General features: G+C 57.3%; 14 protein-coding genes and 1 riboswitch. Of the genes, 2 read left to right on the top strand and 12 right to left on the bottom strand.

Annotation, left to right across the window (positions count from 1 at the left end; all coding sequences use genetic code 11):
- Nucleotides 1-3 precede the first annotated feature (3 nt).
- On the bottom strand, nucleotides 4-1986 hold the full coding sequence (asnB, locus tag GBEM_RS05430) for an asparagine synthase (glutamine-hydrolyzing) (RefSeq protein WP_012529515.1): 1983 nt from the start codon (nucleotides 1984-1986) through the stop codon (nucleotides 4-6).
- Between the two features lie 259 nt (nucleotides 1987-2245).
- Nucleotides 2246-2322, top strand: a riboswitch (cyclic di-GMP riboswitch).
- A 202-nt stretch (nucleotides 2323-2524) separates the two neighbouring features.
- Here asnB and GBEM_RS05425 point away from each other — a divergent pair.
- Together GBEM_RS05425 and GBEM_RS05420 are read left to right on the top strand one after the other, a co-directional pair.
- Nucleotides 2525-4048 carry a fibronectin type III domain-containing protein gene (locus GBEM_RS05425; protein ID WP_226373929.1) on the top strand — a complete coding sequence of 508 codons (1524 nt, stop codon included), beginning with the start codon at nucleotides 2525-2527 and terminating at the stop codon, nucleotides 4046-4048.
- 200 nt (nucleotides 4049-4248) lie between these two features.
- Nucleotides 4249-5997 carry a right-handed parallel beta-helix repeat-containing protein gene (locus GBEM_RS05420; protein WP_012529513.1) on the top strand — a complete coding sequence of 583 codons (1749 nt, stop codon included), beginning with the start codon at nucleotides 4249-4251 and terminating at the stop codon, nucleotides 5995-5997.
- A gap of 104 nt (nucleotides 5998-6101) precedes the next feature.
- Here GBEM_RS05420 and GBEM_RS05415 read toward each other — a convergent pair whose 3' ends face one another.
- From GBEM_RS05415 to GBEM_RS05365, 11 genes are all read right to left on the bottom strand, one after another.
- Nucleotides 6102-7376 (bottom strand): oligosaccharide flippase family protein, encoded by a 1275-nt coding sequence (locus tag GBEM_RS05415; protein ID WP_012529512.1) that lies wholly within the window; start codon nucleotides 7374-7376, stop codon nucleotides 6102-6104.
- Between the two features lie 27 nt (nucleotides 7377-7403).
- Nucleotides 7404-8648, bottom strand: coding sequence for an O-antigen ligase family protein (locus tag GBEM_RS05410; RefSeq protein WP_226373928.1), 1245 nt, complete (start codon nucleotides 8646-8648; stop codon nucleotides 7404-7406).
- Between the two features lie 123 nt (nucleotides 8649-8771).
- Nucleotides 8772-9689: a glycosyltransferase family 2 protein gene (locus GBEM_RS05405; protein WP_012529510.1), complete on the bottom strand. Its 918-nt coding sequence runs from the start codon at nucleotides 9687-9689 to the stop codon at nucleotides 8772-8774.
- Nucleotides 9690-9761: 72 nt separating this feature from the next.
- Nucleotides 9762-10700 (bottom strand): glycosyltransferase, encoded by a 939-nt coding sequence (locus GBEM_RS05400; protein ID WP_012529509.1) that lies wholly within the window; start codon nucleotides 10698-10700, stop codon nucleotides 9762-9764.
- An 18-nt stretch (nucleotides 10701-10718) separates the two neighbouring features.
- Complete coding sequence (locus GBEM_RS05395) at nucleotides 10719-11912, bottom strand: hypothetical protein (RefSeq protein WP_012529508.1); 1194 nt, start codon at nucleotides 11910-11912, stop codon at nucleotides 10719-10721.
- 209 nt (nucleotides 11913-12121) lie between these two features.
- Complete coding sequence (locus tag GBEM_RS05390) at nucleotides 12122-13171, bottom strand: DUF354 domain-containing protein (RefSeq protein WP_012529507.1); 1050 nt, start codon at nucleotides 13169-13171, stop codon at nucleotides 12122-12124.
- Nucleotides 13172-13236: 65 nt separating this feature from the next.
- Nucleotides 13237-13959: a P-loop NTPase family protein gene (locus GBEM_RS05385; protein WP_012529506.1), complete on the bottom strand. Its 723-nt coding sequence runs from the start codon at nucleotides 13957-13959 to the stop codon at nucleotides 13237-13239.
- A 29-nt stretch (nucleotides 13960-13988) separates the two neighbouring features.
- Nucleotides 13989-15155 (bottom strand): AAA family ATPase, encoded by a 1167-nt coding sequence (locus GBEM_RS05380; RefSeq protein ID WP_012529505.1) that lies wholly within the window; start codon nucleotides 15153-15155, stop codon nucleotides 13989-13991.
- A 3-nt stretch (nucleotides 15156-15158) separates the two neighbouring features.
- Nucleotides 15159-16592, bottom strand: a complete 1434-nt coding sequence (locus tag GBEM_RS05375) for a GumC family protein (protein ID WP_012529504.1) — start codon at nucleotides 16590-16592, stop codon at nucleotides 15159-15161.
- 28 nt (nucleotides 16593-16620) lie between these two features.
- A complete protein-coding gene (locus GBEM_RS05370; protein WP_012529503.1) occupies nucleotides 16621-17304 on the bottom strand; it encodes a polysaccharide biosynthesis/export family protein in 684 nt (227 codons plus the stop codon).
- Nucleotides 17305-17348: 44 nt separating this feature from the next.
- Nucleotides 17349-18389, bottom strand: a complete 1041-nt coding sequence (locus GBEM_RS05365; protein ID WP_012529502.1) for a lipid II:glycine glycyltransferase FemX — start codon at nucleotides 18387-18389, stop codon at nucleotides 17349-17351.
- Nucleotide 18390: the final 1 nt, after the last annotated feature.

The following is an 18390-nucleotide window of genomic DNA, read 5'->3' as shown; positions in this document are numbered from 1 at the left end:
TTTTCAGAGGCTCCCGTACCGTACCAAGTCCGGTTGCAGCAAGGAGCTCCGCCGCAAGGGAAACCCGGCAATGAACTGCCGATGCAGTATCTCGGTTGAAAGTGCGCCGATGAGCGCCATGTTCTCGAATTCGCCGATGGCGCCGGGTTGCGCACCCTTGACCTTCAAGTAGAGGCGGCCGATCTTTTCAGCATTGAAATAACCGCTTTGCTTCAGGCTCTGCTGCGACAGCAACTCGTCCACGTAATCGAGAGGAACCGTGCCTTGGAAGAGCTCGCTGATCGGGGCCCGGTACGGGTGCTTCGCCCTGCTGGCGATTCCTTCTGGCAACATTCCCCGGAAGGCGTGCCTTAGCAGGAACTTCTCAGTCAGGCCCCGCACCTTCCATTTGGCCGGCAGACGGAAAGCGAAATCCACCACCCGGTAATCCAGAAAGGGGTGACGCATCTCGACCGAGTGGGCCATGGCGACCCGGTCTCCTTGTGAGGAGAGAAGGAAGTTGGAGAGAAAGATCTCCATCTCCAGCACTTGGGCCCGGGACAAAAGGTCCCGGTGCAGGAAATTGTCCGGGAGCCACCGGGCCAGTTCCTCCATGGGCCGGTATTGCGACAGGGCGGCCAGGCAGTCCGGCGCCAAGAACGCGAGGTTGCGCTCCCCGGCGTGCCAACGCACCGCATGGGAAAAAAACGGGTCGTGCATCTGCTCCCGCGACACAGCGAAAAACCCCTGCAGGAAGCTACGGCCGCGCCCGGGGTTCCTGAAGATGTAAGGGTAGAGCCTCTCCAAAAGCAGCGGGCGCCGGGAAGAGTCCGGGCATTTCGCCCAGTACTGGCGGATTTTCGCTTCCTTGAAGATGTTGTACCCCCCGAGGATCTCGTCCGCCCCCTCGCCGGAGAGCACCACCTTGTAACCCTCCTCACGCACCAGCCTCGACAGCAGGAACATAGGCACCGGCGAGGTTCGCAGCGTCGGCTTTTCACAGTGCCATACCGTCTCCGGAAAGAAGCGGCGGATGTCGCCGTTCTCCACCATAACCTGCCGGTTGTCGCTCCCCAGGAAACGCACCATCTCCCGCTGCGCAGCGCTCTCGTCAAAAATGCCGTCCTGGAAGGCAAGCGAGAAGGTCTTGAGATGGCTGTCGCAATGGCGCTGAATGAGCGTTGTAATCACGGAAGAATCGAGCCCGCCGCTTAGGTACGCCCCCACCGGGACGTCTGAGCGCAGCCTGAGGCGCACCGCGTCGCTGAGAAGCTCCCGCAGCGCTTCAGCCGTCTCCGCAAGGCCGAAAGCGCAGCACTCCTCGGGAGCATGGAACGGAATGCGCCAGTAGGGGCGCGGCACCGACTCACCTTTGCCGACGACAAGGTAATGCCCCGGGGGAACTTCCTGAATCCCCCGGAAGAAGGTCCTTCCCGGCAGCGTGGTCCAGAAGACGAAGAGCTGTCCAAGAGCCTCGAGGTCCAACTCCCGGCTACCGTCTACTGCCAAAATGGCTTTCACCTCAGAGGCGAACAAGAAGCTCCCTTCGCGAGACCAACCGTAGTAAAGGGGCCTGATGCCGACCCGGTCCCTGGCGAGGAAGAGTTCCTCTTTCGCGCTGTCCCATATGGCGAGTGCGAACTGGCCGTTGATCCTGGACAGGAAGTCGGCGCCATACTCTTCGTAGAGGTGCAGCAGCACTTCAGTGTCGGTCCGGGTGGTGAAGCGATGCCCTTTCGCCTCCAGCTCTTCCCGAAGTTCCAGGTAGTTGTATGCTTCGCCGTTGTAGACGATCCAGAGCTTGCCCGTTTCATTGCCGATGGGCTGGATCCCGCCGTCTATGCCGATAATGCTCAGGCGCAGGTGCCCCAGCGCGGCGCGGCGGTCCAGATAGACACCGGACTCGTCCGGGCCGCGATAACGCAACGGCGAGATCATGGCGACGATCCGCTCCAGGTCCGGTGCCGCTTTACCCGCCCCAGCAACAATTCCGGCGATACCGCACAAAATCGACCTCCGAAGCTGCCGGGAGCAGCGAACAGCAGGCGAATCCTGCCAGGGAAATCAGCAACTTCCGTCTCCCGAAAAAACGAACGTTAAACTATACCAATGCAGATTCCAGAATCAACCCGAAGCTGCATTTATCACCCTGCGGTATCCTGCCCCTCTCGGTGACCTGCACGCGGTAACCTCCGCTACTGTGACGGACGTCACAAAGCTTTCGCAACCGCTGTGTTACCGTCTCCCAGACAGAACGAATAGCGATACACGACAATACTAAAACTTTCGCGAGAAAGTGACGGAAAGCCTATTGGGTCTCACGAAGACAGCCGGGTCGCCGAAATATCGAAACCAACGATATCGGACCCGGCTTTTTTGCGTCCTGCCGGGATGAGCGCATGGCTAGGCACGCTCCTGAAAGCGTTGAAGGCTTTGGGAGCAGAACAAACCAAGAAGGCGTCGGCAAGAAGGCAAAACGCGGAAAGGACGCGTTAACCGGAAGCGGCAGCAGATGGCGCCCAAATCAAGGAGGCAGCAAAGCTTTATGAAGATAAGACCCTGTAGCAGCATTTTTACCCGCATCGCGCTCGGCGCGCTGCTCGTCATGACCGTCATGGCGTCGGCGCAGTTGGCACCGAGCGCGGCCCAGGCAGCCCAGGCGACTCTGACTTGGTCAGCCCCCACCACCTACACGGACGGCAGCAGCCTGACCAGCCTCAACGGCTACACCGTTCACACCGGGACCGCCCCCGGCAGTTACACGCAGCACTTCACCGTCGGCAACCTGACCTCGTACACGGTGAGCAACCTCAACGACGCGACCAAGTACTACTTCTCTGTGTCGGCAAACGATGTGGCTGGCAACGCCAGCGCCCCCTCCAACGAAGTCGCCTTCACGACGCCGGCGCCCCCGCCGCCCGCAGCACTTTACACCCTCACGGCCTCTGCCGGCACCGGGGGAACCATCAGCCCCACCGGTTCCATCGTCGTATCCCAGGGAACCAGCCAGACCTTCAAGATCGCCCCTGCCACTGGGTACCAGATCGCCGCCGTGACGGTTGACGGCGTCTCGGTCGGGGCCGTCGCCAGCTACACCTTCAATAACGTCGCGGCCAACCACAAAATCGCCGCAACTTTCGCTGCGGCACCGGCACCGGCACCGGCACCGACACCAGGCACCACCACTGCAACCTGGCAGAATCAGACGATCGCGCCCCAGACAGGCAGCTTCTCAGCGATCTTCGACCTCACCCCGAGCGTCCTCAACATCAACGCGATCGCCGGCTTCTCAGCGGTACAGGCCGCGGGCTACACCGACGTCGCCGCGCTGGTCCGCTTCAACCCGACGGGCACCATCGACGTGCGCAACGGGAGCACCTATACGGCCAAAGTCGCGCTCCCTTATTCCGCAGGAAAGAGTTACCGGCTCAGGATGCAGGTCGATGTCCCGAACCACCGCTACGACGTCTACGTAACCCCGGCCGGCGGGACCGAGACCCAGATCGCAGCAGCCTACGCCTTCAGGACGGAACAGGCGGCGGTGACGGCGCTCAATACCTTCACCCGGAACACCAGCACCGGGACGCTGCAACTGCAGAACCTATCCGTAACCTCCGCCAGCGCCCCGATGATGAGTTCCGCGCTCTGGCAGAACCGGGCGATCGCTCCCAAGACCGGGACCTTCACCGCGACCTTCGACACCATCCCCAACGCCGCGAAGATCGACGCCATAACCGGGTTCTCCGCAGTGGCCGCAACCAGCTACTCCGACGTAGCCGCCGTGGTCCGCTTCAACAACAGCGGTACCATCGACGTTCGTAACGGGAGCACCTATGCCGCCAAGGTAGCTCTCCCCTACTCTGCCGGCAAGAGTTACCGCGTGCGGATGGTGATCAACATCCCCTACCACCGCTACGACGTCTACGTCACCCCTGCAGGCGGGACCGAGACTCAGATCGCCGCTGGCTACGCCTTTAGGACCGAGCAGGCAGCCGCCACCGCGCTGAACAACATCAGCCTCTTCGCCGGCACCGGCAGCCATCAGGTGTTGAACCTGTCACTGCTGTAACCACTGGTCCCCCGGCTGTGACAGGGGGGGCCGTAGCGCCGCAGGCGCAGCAAGAGCGCGCCTCGCTGAAAGATACCTAAGCAGCACGGCAACCACCGCGACGTCTCAACATGCGGAGGGCCGACTGCGCAATCAACCTGCTTATCCGGGCGAAGTTACGCTATATTGTTTAACGGAAGGCAGAGGAATGAGGACCATACATGACTCAAGCAAAGCTTACCGATAACCTGTTCAAACACCTGACCACCAGCCTGGCCCTCGTGCTGGCAGTGGCAGGGTTCACACAGGTGGCACACGCCACCTACGCCATCCCGGCCAACCGCGCCATCACCTGGGCGGGAAACGCGGGCGTGCAGGGGGACATACCTGTGCGCAGCACCGTTTACACGACTTTAAAGCCCTCGGGCGGAGACGATGCAGCCGCCATCAAGACCGCCCTTGCGAACTGCCCGGCCGGCCAAGTAGTGCAGTTAGGCGCGGGCACATTCAACGTAAGCAGCCCGATCATGGTTAAATCCAACGTCACCCTGAGGGGGAACGGGATGGGGAGCACAATCATCAAGGGGATGACCGGGATGTCCGGGAACACTGTGGCCGGCATCGGGGCACGCCCCAGCGTCGGGGCCGGGATTGGGCTCACCGGGGGCCTCAGCAAAGGCTCCACGACCATCACCACGGCGACAGCCCACGGCTGGACCCCTGGGACCGTGATCCTTATCGACCAACTTAACAACGGCAGCGACGACCCTCCGGTTACTAACGTCGGCAACAACGGTTCCTGCACCTGGTGCGGCAGAGCATCAGGGACGAGGTCCCTCGGGCAGACAGCGAAGGTGATAGCAGTCCCCTCTCCCACCACGGCGACACTGGAGATCCCCCTCTACTGGAGCTACGACCCTTCCCTCTCTCCCCAGGCGGTCAAGCTGGGCGGCATGACCACCATGGCAGGCATCGAGAAACTCACCGTCGACAACAGCCTGAGTGGTGGCAGCGCGCAGAAAAGCAGCGGTACCCTCGTCCTGCTGGGCTCCTCCAACTGCTGGGTCCAAGACACCGAGGTCATCGGCGCCTACGAAGCGATATTACTGGTAAACTACGGCGCCTACCGCAATACCATCCGGGGGAACAAACTGCACGAAGGGTTCCCCACCACGGCAGGAGACGGCACCGCGTCGTTTGCCACCAGCCGCGCCTACGGCATCAACGCGCAGATGTACTCATCCGCGAATCTCTTCGAGAACAACCAGATCTACCACCTCTCGACCGGTTTGATAACGGCAGGACCTTTCTCCGGCAACGTATTCGCCTACAACTACATCACGTCGCTGTACCTGAACGTCCTCAATTTCAACCCCTATGCGATCTCGTTCCATGGTAGCCACGCTTTCATGAACCTGATAGAGGGTAACTACATCGACAGCAGGGTCGCCTCCGACTTCGTTTGGGGGACCAAGAGCCACAACACCTTCTTCCGCAACAAGATCGCGCTGGCCCCCAACCGGACCAGCGGCGCCTGGGACGTGGATCTGCAGTACCAAAGCCGTTACTACAACGTCATCGGCAACGTACTGGGGAGAAGCACCGAAAGCCTGTACACCCTGGAAGCGATGAACGCCGCGACTTCCGCAATCTACCGACTGGGCTACAACGGCGACGGCGACAACAGCGCGTCCGGCAACGACATCAATGTCGGCAACACGGCGGTGCGCCACGGCAACTGGGACACCTACAGCAACGCGGTGACATGGAACCGCACCGACGATCAGACACTCCCCCAGTCTCTCTACCTGACCGCGAAGCCGGTCTGGTGGGGCGGGCTGCAGTGGCCCTGTATCGGCCCTGACGTGTCGCCGAAGTATCCGACGGCACCCGGCGCCGGCAAGGGGACCCCGTGGGCCAACGGCACGGTAAAGGTGGTTTCCTCCCCTTACCTGAGCTCAATCAAGTAATTCACAAAGAAAACACTGTACAAAGAAAGCCCTGCAGTAACACCTGCAGGGCTTTCTTTGTACCCAGAAGCTGACGGCGCCATTAACTACCGGCAGATGGGCGGCTACTTTTCCTGGTTCGCAAGCGCCACTGATTGGCAAGAACGGAGCTTCCATACGGCCGCTCCCCAAATAATGACCGCGTAAAGCCCGTCGGAAATCAGGCTGGCCCAGGCTGACCCTTTCCATGAGTAAATTGGAATCAGCCAGAGGTTGAGACATATGTTGAAAAGCGCAGTGCCCACGAGCAGGGAACTCCTGAGCCCCTGGAATCCGGCACCGGTCAGGGCATTGGCAGGAAAGTAGTGAAGCACCTTAAGGAAAGGGAGGAGCGATAACCAGCGCAGAGCGACGGTCGCCTCCTTAAAGTCAGCGCCGAAGACGTAGGGCAGCAACGGCGCACAGATATATAGCAGTAACGACGAGGCAAGGCCGTAGCCTGCGGCATAAGGTATGAGCTTCCCGACCAGTCCCAAAGTGCCCCGTATTCCCTGCTCTCCGCTGCGAAAAAAACGTGCATAAGAGGCGGCTATCAGGGAACGCACCGGTATGAAGGCGACATCGACCAAGCGGTATGCAGCGGCATAGATGCCGGCAGCCTGCAGCGTTGCCAGACGGGTCAGCATGGTCTTGTCAATGTCGTTGAATATGCTGTGGGAGCAAAGGGCAACCGAGAAATACAGCCCCTCCCTGACCTCGCCGTCGAACAACCTCCCGTTGTAAACCGGCTTGCCGAGTTCCCGCGATACCAGGTAGCCACCGATCATAAATGCAGCCCCGGTGCTCACCAGATAAAGGTAACCCAGGTCGAGCGGTGTAGGCTTTTTCAGCAGGATCAGGAGCACCAAGGCAATTAGACGCGTGGCATTGGGCAGGATTAGTAAGAACGACGTCATGGACAGGCGCTCGACCCCCTGGAACGCCTGCGCGCAAACATTCAGGATGGAGAGAAAGAGCAGATCCGCTATTGATACGGTGACCACCAGCATCAACGGGATGCTCTTTGGCAAGATGAAGTGCGAAAGGACCACGGTAGCCAAGGTGAGCACTATGCCGCTGAACCAGGTGAGAAGCAGGGTCCTCCCCCAATACCGGGAAAATTCAGATCGGTCTCGGGCCACATGCTTGATGAGAATGTTGCCGAACCCCATGCTGGCGAAGGGTGCAAGAATGCTGACCAACGACGTCACGCCGATGAAGGCGCCGTAGCCTTCAGCACCGAGCCATCTGGCAATGAGGATGAAATAGACCGCACGGATCGGAAGCTGCGCCCCATACCCGATCAGCATCCAGAGCGTATCCCGCGAAAGCTCGCTTTTTTTGATCTTGGCCCAGAACACTTGCCTCTCCTCGTGGAAGAGCGGTGACTATCCCGCCTGTTGCAGGTCTGCTTCGGCGGGGTGGTATAACGCGGCTACGCTCAATAGGATCCAGATCAGATTTGGCCCTACGAACCGCGATTCCGTAAAATTGTAGAATAACGACGCGACCCAGAAGGAAAAGAGGAGCACGGTGAACCTGTTGCCGGCGAGGAGCCCAGTCTTCAAGCGCTTTCCTATCGAGGCGATGAGTGCGAGTAGCAGGAGCAGGCCAAGCAACCCGCCGTTCAGGTAGGTTTCCAGGTAGCCGTTGTGGGATTGCCGCGGGTGGAAAAGATAACGCTCCCAGAGGTCGTCGGCGCGTGCCCCGAGCCAGAAACTCTGGTAGCCAGTCCCAAGCAGGGGGTTGATAGGTTCTCTAAGGACGTCCCCCCATAACTCCGTGCGACCGGTGAAGGTGAGATCCCGCCCCACCGCCCCCGTCATTATCTCCAGCGTTCCTTGGAGAGAGAAGAGTCCCAACAAGAGCAGGGCGCCAAGCAGTGTGTAGGTCCCCAGATGGCGGACCTGCCTCTGGGCTAAAGTGAGTTTCATCAGCAGCAGAACAGCGGACCCCATCGCCAGACAGATAAGGGCGGTAGAACTGCTGGAGATAACAAGGAGCCACACGGCCATCCCCCATAGGGCGGCCAATGGGGCTAGATCTGAAACCTTGGTGTCCTTCCCGTCAGGCACGTAGAGTAACTCCCAGGCGAGATAGACCCCAGAGATGAACATGATGCTGCCGAGCATGTTCTTATAGGTCGCAACGCCACAGTAGGAGATACCCTCAAGATCGCTGTAGTAGGTGCCGAGGGCGGGAAAGTAGAGTATCAGGACCGCAGAAAGCGGGATGACTAGATAAGCGAACCTTGCCAACAATGCACGGGTGGTCTTGCCTGCATCATCCTGGGTGAGGATTACCAGGACCATCACTACATTACCGAGCTCCCGGACCCATCTTTTGAAACTGACAAAGGGGTAATCGGACCAGACAACGCTGACAGCGCAGTAGGCGATGAAGGCCATGAACCAGAAGTTGCTACGAAGGACCCCAAACCATTGCGGTCGCTTGCGCAGCAGGACCACGCATGCGATCAGGATCAACGCCATCAAAGAGTATCGGTCCAGCGGACTTCCCTCCAGGAAAGCGTCAGCGGAATCCTCCTCCTGGACCGAAAACCAGGCGGAGAGCGGTCTGGTCCCGACGATCACGAACCACGCAAAGGGTAGCCACGACTCGGGGGAGGGCATCGGGCGCACCCGCTGATCCCGAACAAAGAGCCAAGTGACTAAGGCAAAACAGGCAAGTAATGCCAACATCCCTAACATCGCGGTGCCCCCTTTCCTTGACGGCAGTCTGAGCCGTCAAAGGAGCTACTGGTCGTCCTTTAGAGCTATCTGAACGTGACCGAAAAACCCCGAAAGCCATGCCAAGTGATAAGCCGTTTTCACCAAGCATTTGATGCAGAAGTGCTTTCCAGCCAGGACGGCGAAGGGCAAGGTTGTGGCATAGACGCAGAAAGCTGCGAGAGCGAAAGCAAGGTGCCGAAAGGAGAATCCCCTTTTCCTGATCACGGAGCCGCTCACCCCCCCCTTCCGTACCGCCCTTCGTAGATAAAAGGATGCACTCCAGCGCTCGTGTGGGACAGTTTCATAGACCAAGGCCTCGTTGCTCCAGAGGAAAGTATGCCCCTTCTGCATAACGTACTCGAAGAATCTGACATCCTCGCCGCCACTTCTGCCAAAGGCAGGATCGAACCTGTTACGCGTATCTTTGAAGATCTCCCTGCTGATCAGAACGTTTCCTGTGCGGGTATCGGCGGAACGCATAATGGTTCCGGTGGCGTGGCTTTTCCGATCACACAGGCCGCTCTTGATGATCCACTTGGGACACCCCTTTTCAAAATGGGGGCGCACCGGCCCCAGCACCCCGGCTGCACCGGATCCCTCTAAGATATTCACCATCTGCAGCAGCCACCGGTTTTCCGGGAACTCGTCATCGTCTATGAAGGCGATGAAGTCACCAGTCGCATTATCGACTGCCTTATTCCTGGCGCGGGCGATGTTCTGCTCCGGTTCCACCAGGTAGGTCACTGGCAGGGTGTGATACTTCTGGAACAGCGCAATAGTTTCCAACGCTGAGCGGTTGGCATCATTATCGACGACCACCGCCGAATAGCTGAACTTCCCGTCGGTTTGCTGCCCCTCAAGCGTGATCAGCAGGCGCTGCAACATTTCTGGTCTCTTGAAGGTGCAAATACAGACGGTTATGTGCATGGGCGATAGACTCATCCCGCGTTCTCCTTGTGAACCTCCATTGGGGGGCGTTACGACGATTCCTGCCAAATGACTTTTTTTCAGGGCCTACGGTTCGCTGGCGGGAAGGAGTTTGCGACGAGCAATCTGCTTTAAACGTTCCATCTGTTCCTTGCGCCGAAATGCTACCAACTGGTCCGAAATCGGGCGCTTCGTGCCGCTCAACCACCCCCATACGTACCCGCTGAGTAGAAATGCTCCACCTACCAGGTACGGCTCCTTTGTCATCTGGTATAAACCGCGGAAGATTTCCCAAACGGGGTGCCCTCCGAGGTAGTAGTCCTGTTTGCCGAACCTGAAACGGGAGCCAAGCACGCTCCCCTTCCCTGTCCCCATCGTCCGATGGTGGAGGAAGCTGTTTTCGGGGAAGGTCCTGGTCTGCCACCCCATCATGCGTGCAGTGGTCACAGCGGTCCAGTCGATCCCGCCCCCCTTGATGCTTTGATACCCGCCGATCTGCTCATAGCAGCTACGCCGAAAGAGTTGACACGCCCCGGAGACGTGCTCAACGTTGACGATATCGTAATCGTAGACAACGGACCCTTTTTCCATAAGAGCGGCACCGGCAACACCCAACTTTGGGTTGTCGGCGAACTTGCCTAATAAGAATTCGAAGAGATCGGGACTGAAAGAGATGTCGGCGTCTAGGTTACCGACGAACTCAAAGGGAAGGGACCTGACGCTTTCATAGCCGGCGTTAAAGGCTCGCACCTTCCCTCCGAAATTACGGCTCTCCCTTTCCGGTGTTCGGATCAGTTCCATCCATGGGTGCTCAGGCAGGTACTTTCCTGCTATTTCATCCGTCCTGTCGGTGGATCCGTCGCTCACGATAACCCATTTCATCGGCCTAACGGTCTGGCGAATCATGGACTGGATCGTCAATTCGATGTACTTCTCCTCATTGCGGGCAGGCGTGATGAGAACATAGCGGCAGCGACTGTCAGGCTTCAAGGTATCCGATAGCGGCAGTTGAGTATTCCGTTTCATTAGACACCTCTTTTCAGTTCACTCCTGAACGTGCTCGGCAAAAGTAGCAAGAGCCAAGAGCATCCAAGCCTGGGACCACCTCATGTAAGAGATCTTGTTTTTGAACAACGGATAGAGTTGGTAATAGAAGTACCCGTTGTCATCCCACATATTATCCAGCGCCCAGGTGAGGACCGACCGGGCCTGGGGAAGGTTCTGCTCACTCAGTTCCTTCAACTCGAGCATGGTGATGATGCTCTGGGCCACGCTATGGATGTCGATTGGATAGATCCTATTATGGTAGTACTTCGGGGCGCCGTCCTGCCTGAAAAAGTTTTTCCGGTAAAAATCGAAGCCTAGCCGCAGTACCCCCTGGAACTCCCCGGTTTCCGCGCAGTGGCCGATGGTGTGAAGCGCGCAGAGATTGTACCCGGTGTGGAAGTTGTCGACCCAGCCCTGGCTGGGTGATTCGCCGTACCCCCAGGCCCCGTCCGGTTGCTGCCTGGCGGCCGAGTACCGCGCCACCTTCAGGGCCGAATCGCGGTATCTCTTGCCACCACAGTATTTCGCCAACCGGCACAGCAAGGCAGCCCCCATAAAGTTGGCGTTGTGGATGGGAACGTGCGTAGTGGGAAGGGGATAGCTGAAGCAGGCTAGTTCCCCCCCTTGGGTCCAATACAGTTCGTCCAGAAGATAGTCAGCCGCGCTGCCGGCCATCTCGATGCAGCGGGGATCGCTGGTCAAGTAGAAGGCATCTAGAAGTGCGTTGGCGACGAACACGGTGCACACAAGATTGGCACCCCCCTGCGGCACCAACTCTCCCCGCGTCTGCCAAGGAAAGCTGTATCCCCAGTTCCAGTACCGGTTTCCCGGCGAGCGCAGAGCCGCCAGAAGTTCTGTCATCGCCTGAATGAGTCCTTCATCCTTCAGCAAGCCTAGCTTAGACAACTTCACGAACGCGCTCAGGAAAAGGGCAAGGGCCTTGGGATTCTGTAGGCGTGGCACCATTAGTAGCGGTCTAAGGTTCACCGGCAGGCGTTTCAGTGCCTGGATCAGCGCAATCCTGCAGAGCTTGCTGTTTTTGAGAGGTGTAGCCTGATATACAAGACTGTTCAGCCCATCGTAGGGGTCGAACCCCGCCCAGTCGTTCTCCTTGCAGTAGCGGAAAAGTTCGTCAAGGGGCCCCTTCAGTATCGCCATCAGATCGGCGCCTTTCTTGGTGTCATCCATCATGACTCCCTCCGGCTCCAGGTGGCAGTGAGGCAGAACCTCTCTTCCGGAGTCAGCAGTTGAAATGTGTTGTTGCAAAAGTTACCCACCGGAAACAACGGGGAAGTGAGGCAGGTCAGCGACAGCGAAGAAGATTGGTGCAGCTTATGTCGCCTTTTCTCGGCGCACGGACTTACTGTCCAAGCAGTGGTCTCCTGGCGGCGCGCCGTCTTTTAAACCTGGTTCAGGATGACGTGCAGGATGTCGACAATCTGTTTCAACGCAGGGCGGTTCGGCGGTTGGTAAGCCTGCGAGCGCTTTCTTTTCTTGAGTTCCACCTTGGTCCGCAGTTCCTCAGCGCTCCCGATCATGGTCAAGCGCCCGGTATCGGATAGGTGCCTGTCGATGGAACCTATTTCTCCTCGGAAGATACTGTAGACCGGCACCCCCAACGCCGCTGCCTCACGGTTCATGGTACCCCCGCCGCTTATCACCAGATCCGAGTACCAGATCAGGTTGAGCCCGGGGATCACCTGATCGGGGATTTTCACCTTCCCGCTCTGCAGCAGTTGCGGCCATTTACTTGTAACGAAGTCCGCCTGCCCGCTGTTGCGCGGCAGTAGGATGACGCTCACCTGTTCCACTGTCCCGAGCCAGGACATTGCCTCCTCGAACAGTCGCAGGCTTTCCTCCTTGAAATAATGCGCCTCTGTGGCAGGAGGGCGAACAATAACGATGACTTTGGTCGGGTCAAGGCGCAGTTGGTCCAGGACTCCCTGCTCGGGCTGGAACCCCGGCACGTAGACATCCTCCTTCAACCCGGAGTAGCGCAGGATTTTGCCGGGGCGGTCGCACACACTGCTGTCCGGGATCATCTCCGGAATGATCAGCCAGTCAGGGCGAAAAAAGGGAATACTCTTGGCATATTCATAGTCTGTCATCATCACGGTGGGAATGTGCAGCACCGAGGAAAGGATCATCTGCGAGCGCGACCCGTGGGAAAGTGCAAGGTCCGGACTCCTTTTTAAAACGTATGAAGCAAGCTGCGCCGACCTCAGCAGCAGCCCAATCCCCTTCATGATCTTGTTCTTGCCGTAGTGGACTCCGACTTTTCGGTAATCCATCTTGTATAAGTCGGCCAATTTACAGACCTGGAAGCAATCCCGAGCCGTCAACATCACCTCGTACCCCCGTGCCTCGAGTTCGCCGATGATCGGCCTGAAGAAAGGTACATGCGGCGAATTATCCATGTCTATCCAGATGGTCTTTTTATCCTTTCGCATTGCGACCTCTTACTGTGTAATTCTCATGGGGGCATCCAGGAAGCTCCTGCCGCCCAGCGGAGTAGTTAAAGCTTTTTGTAGATGAAGTCCGGAATGTAGTACTGCCTCTTGTTGAATACTGCACCAAGGATCACACCACCGGCGGCCTGTATCTTTTTCTTCACACCTTCGGCGCTTTCACGGCGCGTTTTGCCAGCTTCAAGGACCAGGATGATCCCGTCCACATTGTGAAAGGAATCCACTGCCTCCTGTCTTTTGGGACCGGAGGAAGAATCGATTAGGATGAGATCGAACCTCTCCCTGAGCTTCGCCCAAAGGTCCAGGTTCCTGTCTATGTTTTTGGAAGGGGCCACCAACGAGGCATGAACGGATATGGGCGCGAAGTAGAGATTGGAGTCGCCGAACCGGAAAAAAGCCTTGTCGGGGAGTTCGTCCTTGTCCGTATCGAACCAGCCGAATTCGCAGGTGACGTTGAAATTTATCCTCCGCTCCAGTTCCTGGCATGAGGGATCAAGGATGAGCACGGATTTCCCGTAGTGGTTAACGGCCGCCGAGGCAAACTCGCGCACTATAGTGGAGACACCCGCACGATGGCTGCAGCCAACGAACTGAAGCACTTTATAGGAGCCGTCAGCCAATATGAGTCCAATCTGGTGGTGCAGTTTGGACATTTCATCCGCTAAAGAGAAACCACGGACCACTTGGGCCTCTAAGGCTATTTGCGAGGATACTGTGGAGCAGCTCTTCTCTCGGCGCGCCTGCTCCAAAGCTTCATGAATATTGCTCATGGCACTCCCCTGTCACGTGAGTCTGTGGATCAGCGGTTGCGGTATGGGAATGAGATAATTCCCCCTTCCACGATTACGTTTTCATCCACAATGCTCGGGTTGGCTTCTTTAACTCGCCTGATTTTGTCAGCGTCGACCTCGCCGTAAACCTCTTTTATCATCTTCGCCAAAGTGTCTCCCCGTTGGACCACCCTCCTGAGTGCCCGTTTGTCCCCGGCAGTTCGTTCAGAAATAGGCACCAATCGGGCCTGCGGAGCCGCCGTCGTCGCTTGCGCGCCAACAGGAGCTTTCGCAGCCATCAAGGACGTCATTTGACGCATTCCGAAGAAAGCTGCGGCCATGAGCAGCAGCATCATCAAAAAGACGCCACACCTGAAATACAGAGGATTCTCCAGCCCGAAATCCCGGGTAATCTCCCGCACGATGCCGCTGCCCACCCTCTTCTTGCCGTAACCGAAGGCGGTAATCAGGCTGTTGTCGCAGAGTACGTTGATGACCCGGGGAATTCCGCGCGAGGCCTGCACGATCTGGTTCAAAGCTCCGTTGGTGAAAATGATGCAATCCTTGTCGCCAGCCGTTTTCAACCGATGATGGATGTAGGTGATACCTTCCTCCCTGGTGAGAGGGGAGATGGTAGCCTTCACCGCGATGCGTTGCTTGAGTTGCTTCAGTTCCCCCAAACTCAGAGTCTTCTCGAATTCCGATTGCGCGCAGAACACGATCTGGATGAGCTTGTCCGTATCCGTCTCGAAGTTCGATAACATGCGGAGGTTTTCGAGTGTGTCGACGGGCATGTTCTGGGCCTCGTCTATGACCAGCAGGATGTTGCGCCCTTCACGGTAGTAGTAGAGTAGCCTCTGGTGCAGTTGGTTCACCAAGTCGGAAACTTCGTTGGATTGGGGCGTCATGTTGAGCTCAGCGAAAATGTACTTCAGCAGGTTAAGGTAGGAGATGTTCGCGTTAAACAAGTAGATGGTCTTGAGATGTTGGGCCTCGGCCTTTTCCAGATAAGCCCTTAGAATGGTTGTCTTCCCCACTCCTACCGCACCCGTAATCAGTATGAACCCCTTTCTTTTTTCGACTCCGTAGATGATGGAAGCAAGCGCCTCCTTATGCACGCTGCTCAGGTACAGGAACGCGGGGTCCGGAGTTATCTGGAAAGGTTCTTTATCGAGGTTGTAGAAGTTGAGATACATGGCTTAATCCTTTTTTAGCGGGACTGTCACGAGAACCGGCAGTTCGAGGTACTTTTCCACACCTTTGGGATCCGTGAATGTCTGGCTGAGTCTTTCCGCAGCATAGGCATACAGGAGTCCCGCGGCCATACCGAAGACCATACCCAAGGCAAGTGTCAATGATATATTGGGCTTGATCGGCTTTGCCGGTGCCACTGCCTGCTGGATTACGCTGATATTCGACAACTTCAGACGGTTCATCGCATCCGAGATGCGTGCATCCTCGTTCCTCTCCATGTAAGCCATGTAATTTTTTTCGTTCAACACTATCTGCCGCTTCAGGTCCTGAATCTGGTTCTGGCTCCGATCAAGTGTAGCTATTTCCCCATCAAGCTGCCTCAACTGGGACTTAAGCGCGTCGGCCCTTGCCGTTTGCGACTTCAGGTCAGCCTGCACGCGGAACAGGTCCGTCTCCATGCTCTGGTAAACCGGATTCGCCGTCTTCACCTTCCCTATGATGATCTCTTCCTGGTCCTTCAGGAACTTGCTGACAACCTCCAACTCCTTCCTTGTGTCGGCAAGCAGCTTGTTTTTGTCGGTGTACTTCATCTTGAGCTCTTGTTCCTTGAGCTGCAGTTCTAATAACTTTGATTTTGCCTCGATGATGATACGGTCCCTTTCGGTTTGGGTGTACCTGTCCTTGTTATCGGTGATGTACTTCATCTGCAGCTTCAAGGAAGCAATCTTGTCCTGGTTTTCCCGAACGTTCGTGACCGCCTGCCGGTAGGCTGAGTCCAATTCGGTGTGCTGCCTCAACAGTAGGGTTTTTTGCTCGTCGATCGAATAGACCCCAGTTCGTTGCTGGTAATCCTGCAATTGCTTCTCCGATTCCTTAAGCTTCACCTCAAATGAGGCCAATTGGCTCGCAATGAAAGATGATTGCGGGTCGCTGTGCACAGCAAGATGCTTCTCCTTAAAGGCCTCGATCAACAGGTTCACAGCCTTGGCGGCCATTTCGGGGTCGTTGTGCTGAAAAGAGACAGCGATTACGTTGGATTTCCTGACCCCCTGCACTTGCAGGCTCTGGGCAAAGGTTTGCACGGCCTGGTCCATACGGGCGGCCGGCAGCAGTTCCCCTGAGGCAAGGTGGGGATAGATTCCCTCCATCTTCAGCGTCCCTATCACCTTTTCCGCCAATTCACGACCGGTCAGGATCTGTATCTCCGCATTGACAACCTCGTCTTGGCTCACTATACGAGGCAGGTTGTTCGCGTCAGCTTCCATCCCAGGTCTGGAAGGGTCCTCACGAAACATCTTCACTAAGATGCTGGCTTTGGCTTCATAGGTCGGATCCTGGGCCAGCGTATAAGCCGCGGCAGAGGCAAAAAGCAGCAGAAAAATCCCGATGATTGCTTTTTTCCGCTTGAACAGCAGTGTCAATATCTCTAGCAGACTCATGTTAAGTCACCCGAATGTTCTCTGTGTGTTACCTACTTAGGTCGTACCCTATGCCAACCGGCAGCGGGACGTTCTTCCTGATGTACATGTCGATCCAGGTGTTGATGTTAGCGATGGTGGATTTGGGAACATACACAATATCGTTAGAGCGCAGCAGAATGTCCTGCGACGCAACTCCCTCCCTAAGCTTTTTGACGTCAAGCCGCATCACCTGTGTCGAGTTATCTGCCGCCTTGCGGACCAGAAGCACCTCACCGGACTTGGCAGAGTCCTTCATGCCGCCGGCCTGGGAGATAGCCTGCAGCACCGTCGTCGGGCCTACCAAATTAACTAGGCCCGCCTTGAACACTTCACCGTCAACAAAAACCCGCTCCAGCACAGAGGTCTTCACGATGACCGCGATCCTGGGGCTGGTGAGTTCCGGGGCGTAAGCTTTGGTCAGGTTCATCGTGAGTTCGGCAGGCGTTAGCCCCGCAGCCACGACATCATTTACCAACTGCAGCGTAATGCGGCCATCCGGGCGAACGGTGAGGGATTCGTTGAGCTCTGGGTTGTAGAAAAACTTCACGTCCAGCAGGTCCCCTGGCTGAATACGATATTCGCTCATGGCATATGCAGGCGGCTGCGGGGTCACTGCAGGGACCGCTGTCCGGGAAACGCAGCCGGTGGTTATGGTCAAGATAGCAAAAAAGGCAATCGTTACCGCTCTCATTAGTACCCCCCCTCTTTCTCCCAGCATGGGAGTCCTGCCAGCTCTCAGCCAAGATGGCGGTAAGCCAGCGTCCCGAGTGCCCGGAGCAGTGGCACGGGCAACTTCCTGAGCAACTGCCGGTACGGCTCCAGGTTCGTTACTTCACCGGCTACGAATGAGCCGGAAGTGAAATCGTACCGGTAGTAATTGAGATCGCTCATGTTCCCGCCCCAGCCGTTTTTGAAGTTCAACAGCCCTTCGTTTTTGGGATCGGTCCTGCCCAGGCTCAGGAAACGGAAACCGTCGCGACCGCACTTCTTGATCAACTCCCAAAACAGCAGGTTGTTGGCGCGCAATTGCTGCTGCTCGATGTCGGAGGCGCCGTATTTATAAATGGCGTTCATACCGAAGTGGAGGCAGACAACACCCGCCACCGTGGCGTCACCTTGCCGGGCAATAGCAGTGAATCCGAGCCCTCTCCCGATAAGGTGGTGGTGCAGGTTAACAAAGAACCGCCTAGGCTGCGGCGGGAGCCCCTGGCGCCTGCGGGTCAGGCAATGCAGCCGGTAGTATTCTAGTGTTTCCTGGAGCGAGGTTCCGATAGCGACAGTGACCCCCTCTTTGACCGCCTTGTGAATGCTCCTCGCAGTGCTTTTTCTCAGCCGCGACAACATCAGCTCCTCATCCGGCGAGAGTTCAATCAGGTGGTGCGCATACACCTCGCTCGCCCTCTCGTTTACCAGGCGCGCCTCTCCCCTGAACTCGGCGTAGCGCCATCTCCTGGAGCGGCCGTAATCCAGTACCGCTTGCAGCAGCAGCGCAAAATCGTCCACGCCCTCCACAATGGCGCCACAGTAGTCGGCAAAACTAAGGCAGACGCCGCGCTTGCCGGTGAATACACTGTCGACCTCCATCACGGGGAGACAGCCACGGCAGGTACCCGAGTCGTACAACATAAAGTAGAGGGGATGATAACCATAGCTGTCGACCATAAGCCTGGCCCAGCTGGCACTGTGAAAGATCGTCGTCTCCCGGCAGCGTTCCAGCCAGTGGCTCACCCCCGCATCCTTCAGGGGGTCTATCAGCTTCACTGTGAGATTGGCCATA

Origin of the sequence: Citrifermentans bemidjiense Bem (genome assembly GCF_000020725.1) — a bacterium.
Classification (GTDB): domain Bacteria; phylum Desulfobacterota; class Desulfuromonadia; order Geobacterales; family Geobacteraceae; genus Geomonas; species Geomonas bemidjiensis.
The sequence above is the reverse complement of the archived record's forward strand: the minus strand, read 5'-3'. Positions and strand labels throughout refer to the sequence as shown.

Coding starts and splice junctions, on each gene's coding strand:
- GBEM_RS05390 (WP_012529507.1), bottom strand. CDS start 13,171: ATGCGAAAGGATAAAAAGACCATCTGGATAGACATGGATAATTCGCCG.
- GBEM_RS05425 (WP_226373929.1), top strand. CDS start 2,525: ATGAAGATAAGACCCTGTAGCAGCATTTTTACCCGCATCGCGCTCGGC.
- GBEM_RS05410 (WP_226373928.1), bottom strand. CDS start 8,648: ATGCCCTCCCCCGAGTCGTGGCTACCCTTTGCGTGGTTCGTGATCGTC.
- GBEM_RS05420 (WP_012529513.1), top strand. CDS start 4,249: ATGACTCAAGCAAAGCTTACCGATAACCTGTTCAAACACCTGACCACC.
- GBEM_RS05400 (WP_012529509.1), bottom strand. CDS start 10,700: ATGAAACGGAATACTCAACTGCCGCTATCGGATACCTTGAAGCCTGAC.
- GBEM_RS05395 (WP_012529508.1), bottom strand. CDS start 11,912: ATGATGGATGACACCAAGAAAGGCGCCGATCTGATGGCGATACTGAAG.
- GBEM_RS05405 (WP_012529510.1), bottom strand. CDS start 9,689: ATGAGTCTATCGCCCATGCACATAACCGTCTGTATTTGCACCTTCAAG.
- GBEM_RS05380 (WP_012529505.1), bottom strand. CDS start 15,155: ATGTATCTCAACTTCTACAACCTCGATAAAGAACCTTTCCAGATAACT.
- GBEM_RS05365 (WP_012529502.1), bottom strand. CDS start 18,389: ATGGCCAATCTCACAGTGAAGCTGATAGACCCCCTGAAGGATGCGGGG.
- GBEM_RS05375 (WP_012529504.1), bottom strand. CDS start 16,592: ATGAGTCTGCTAGAGATATTGACACTGCTGTTCAAGCGGAAAAAAGCA.
- GBEM_RS05385 (WP_012529506.1), bottom strand. CDS start 13,959: ATGAGCAATATTCATGAAGCTTTGGAGCAGGCGCGCCGAGAGAAGAGC.
- GBEM_RS05370 (WP_012529503.1), bottom strand. CDS start 17,304: ATGAGAGCGGTAACGATTGCCTTTTTTGCTATCTTGACCATAACCACC.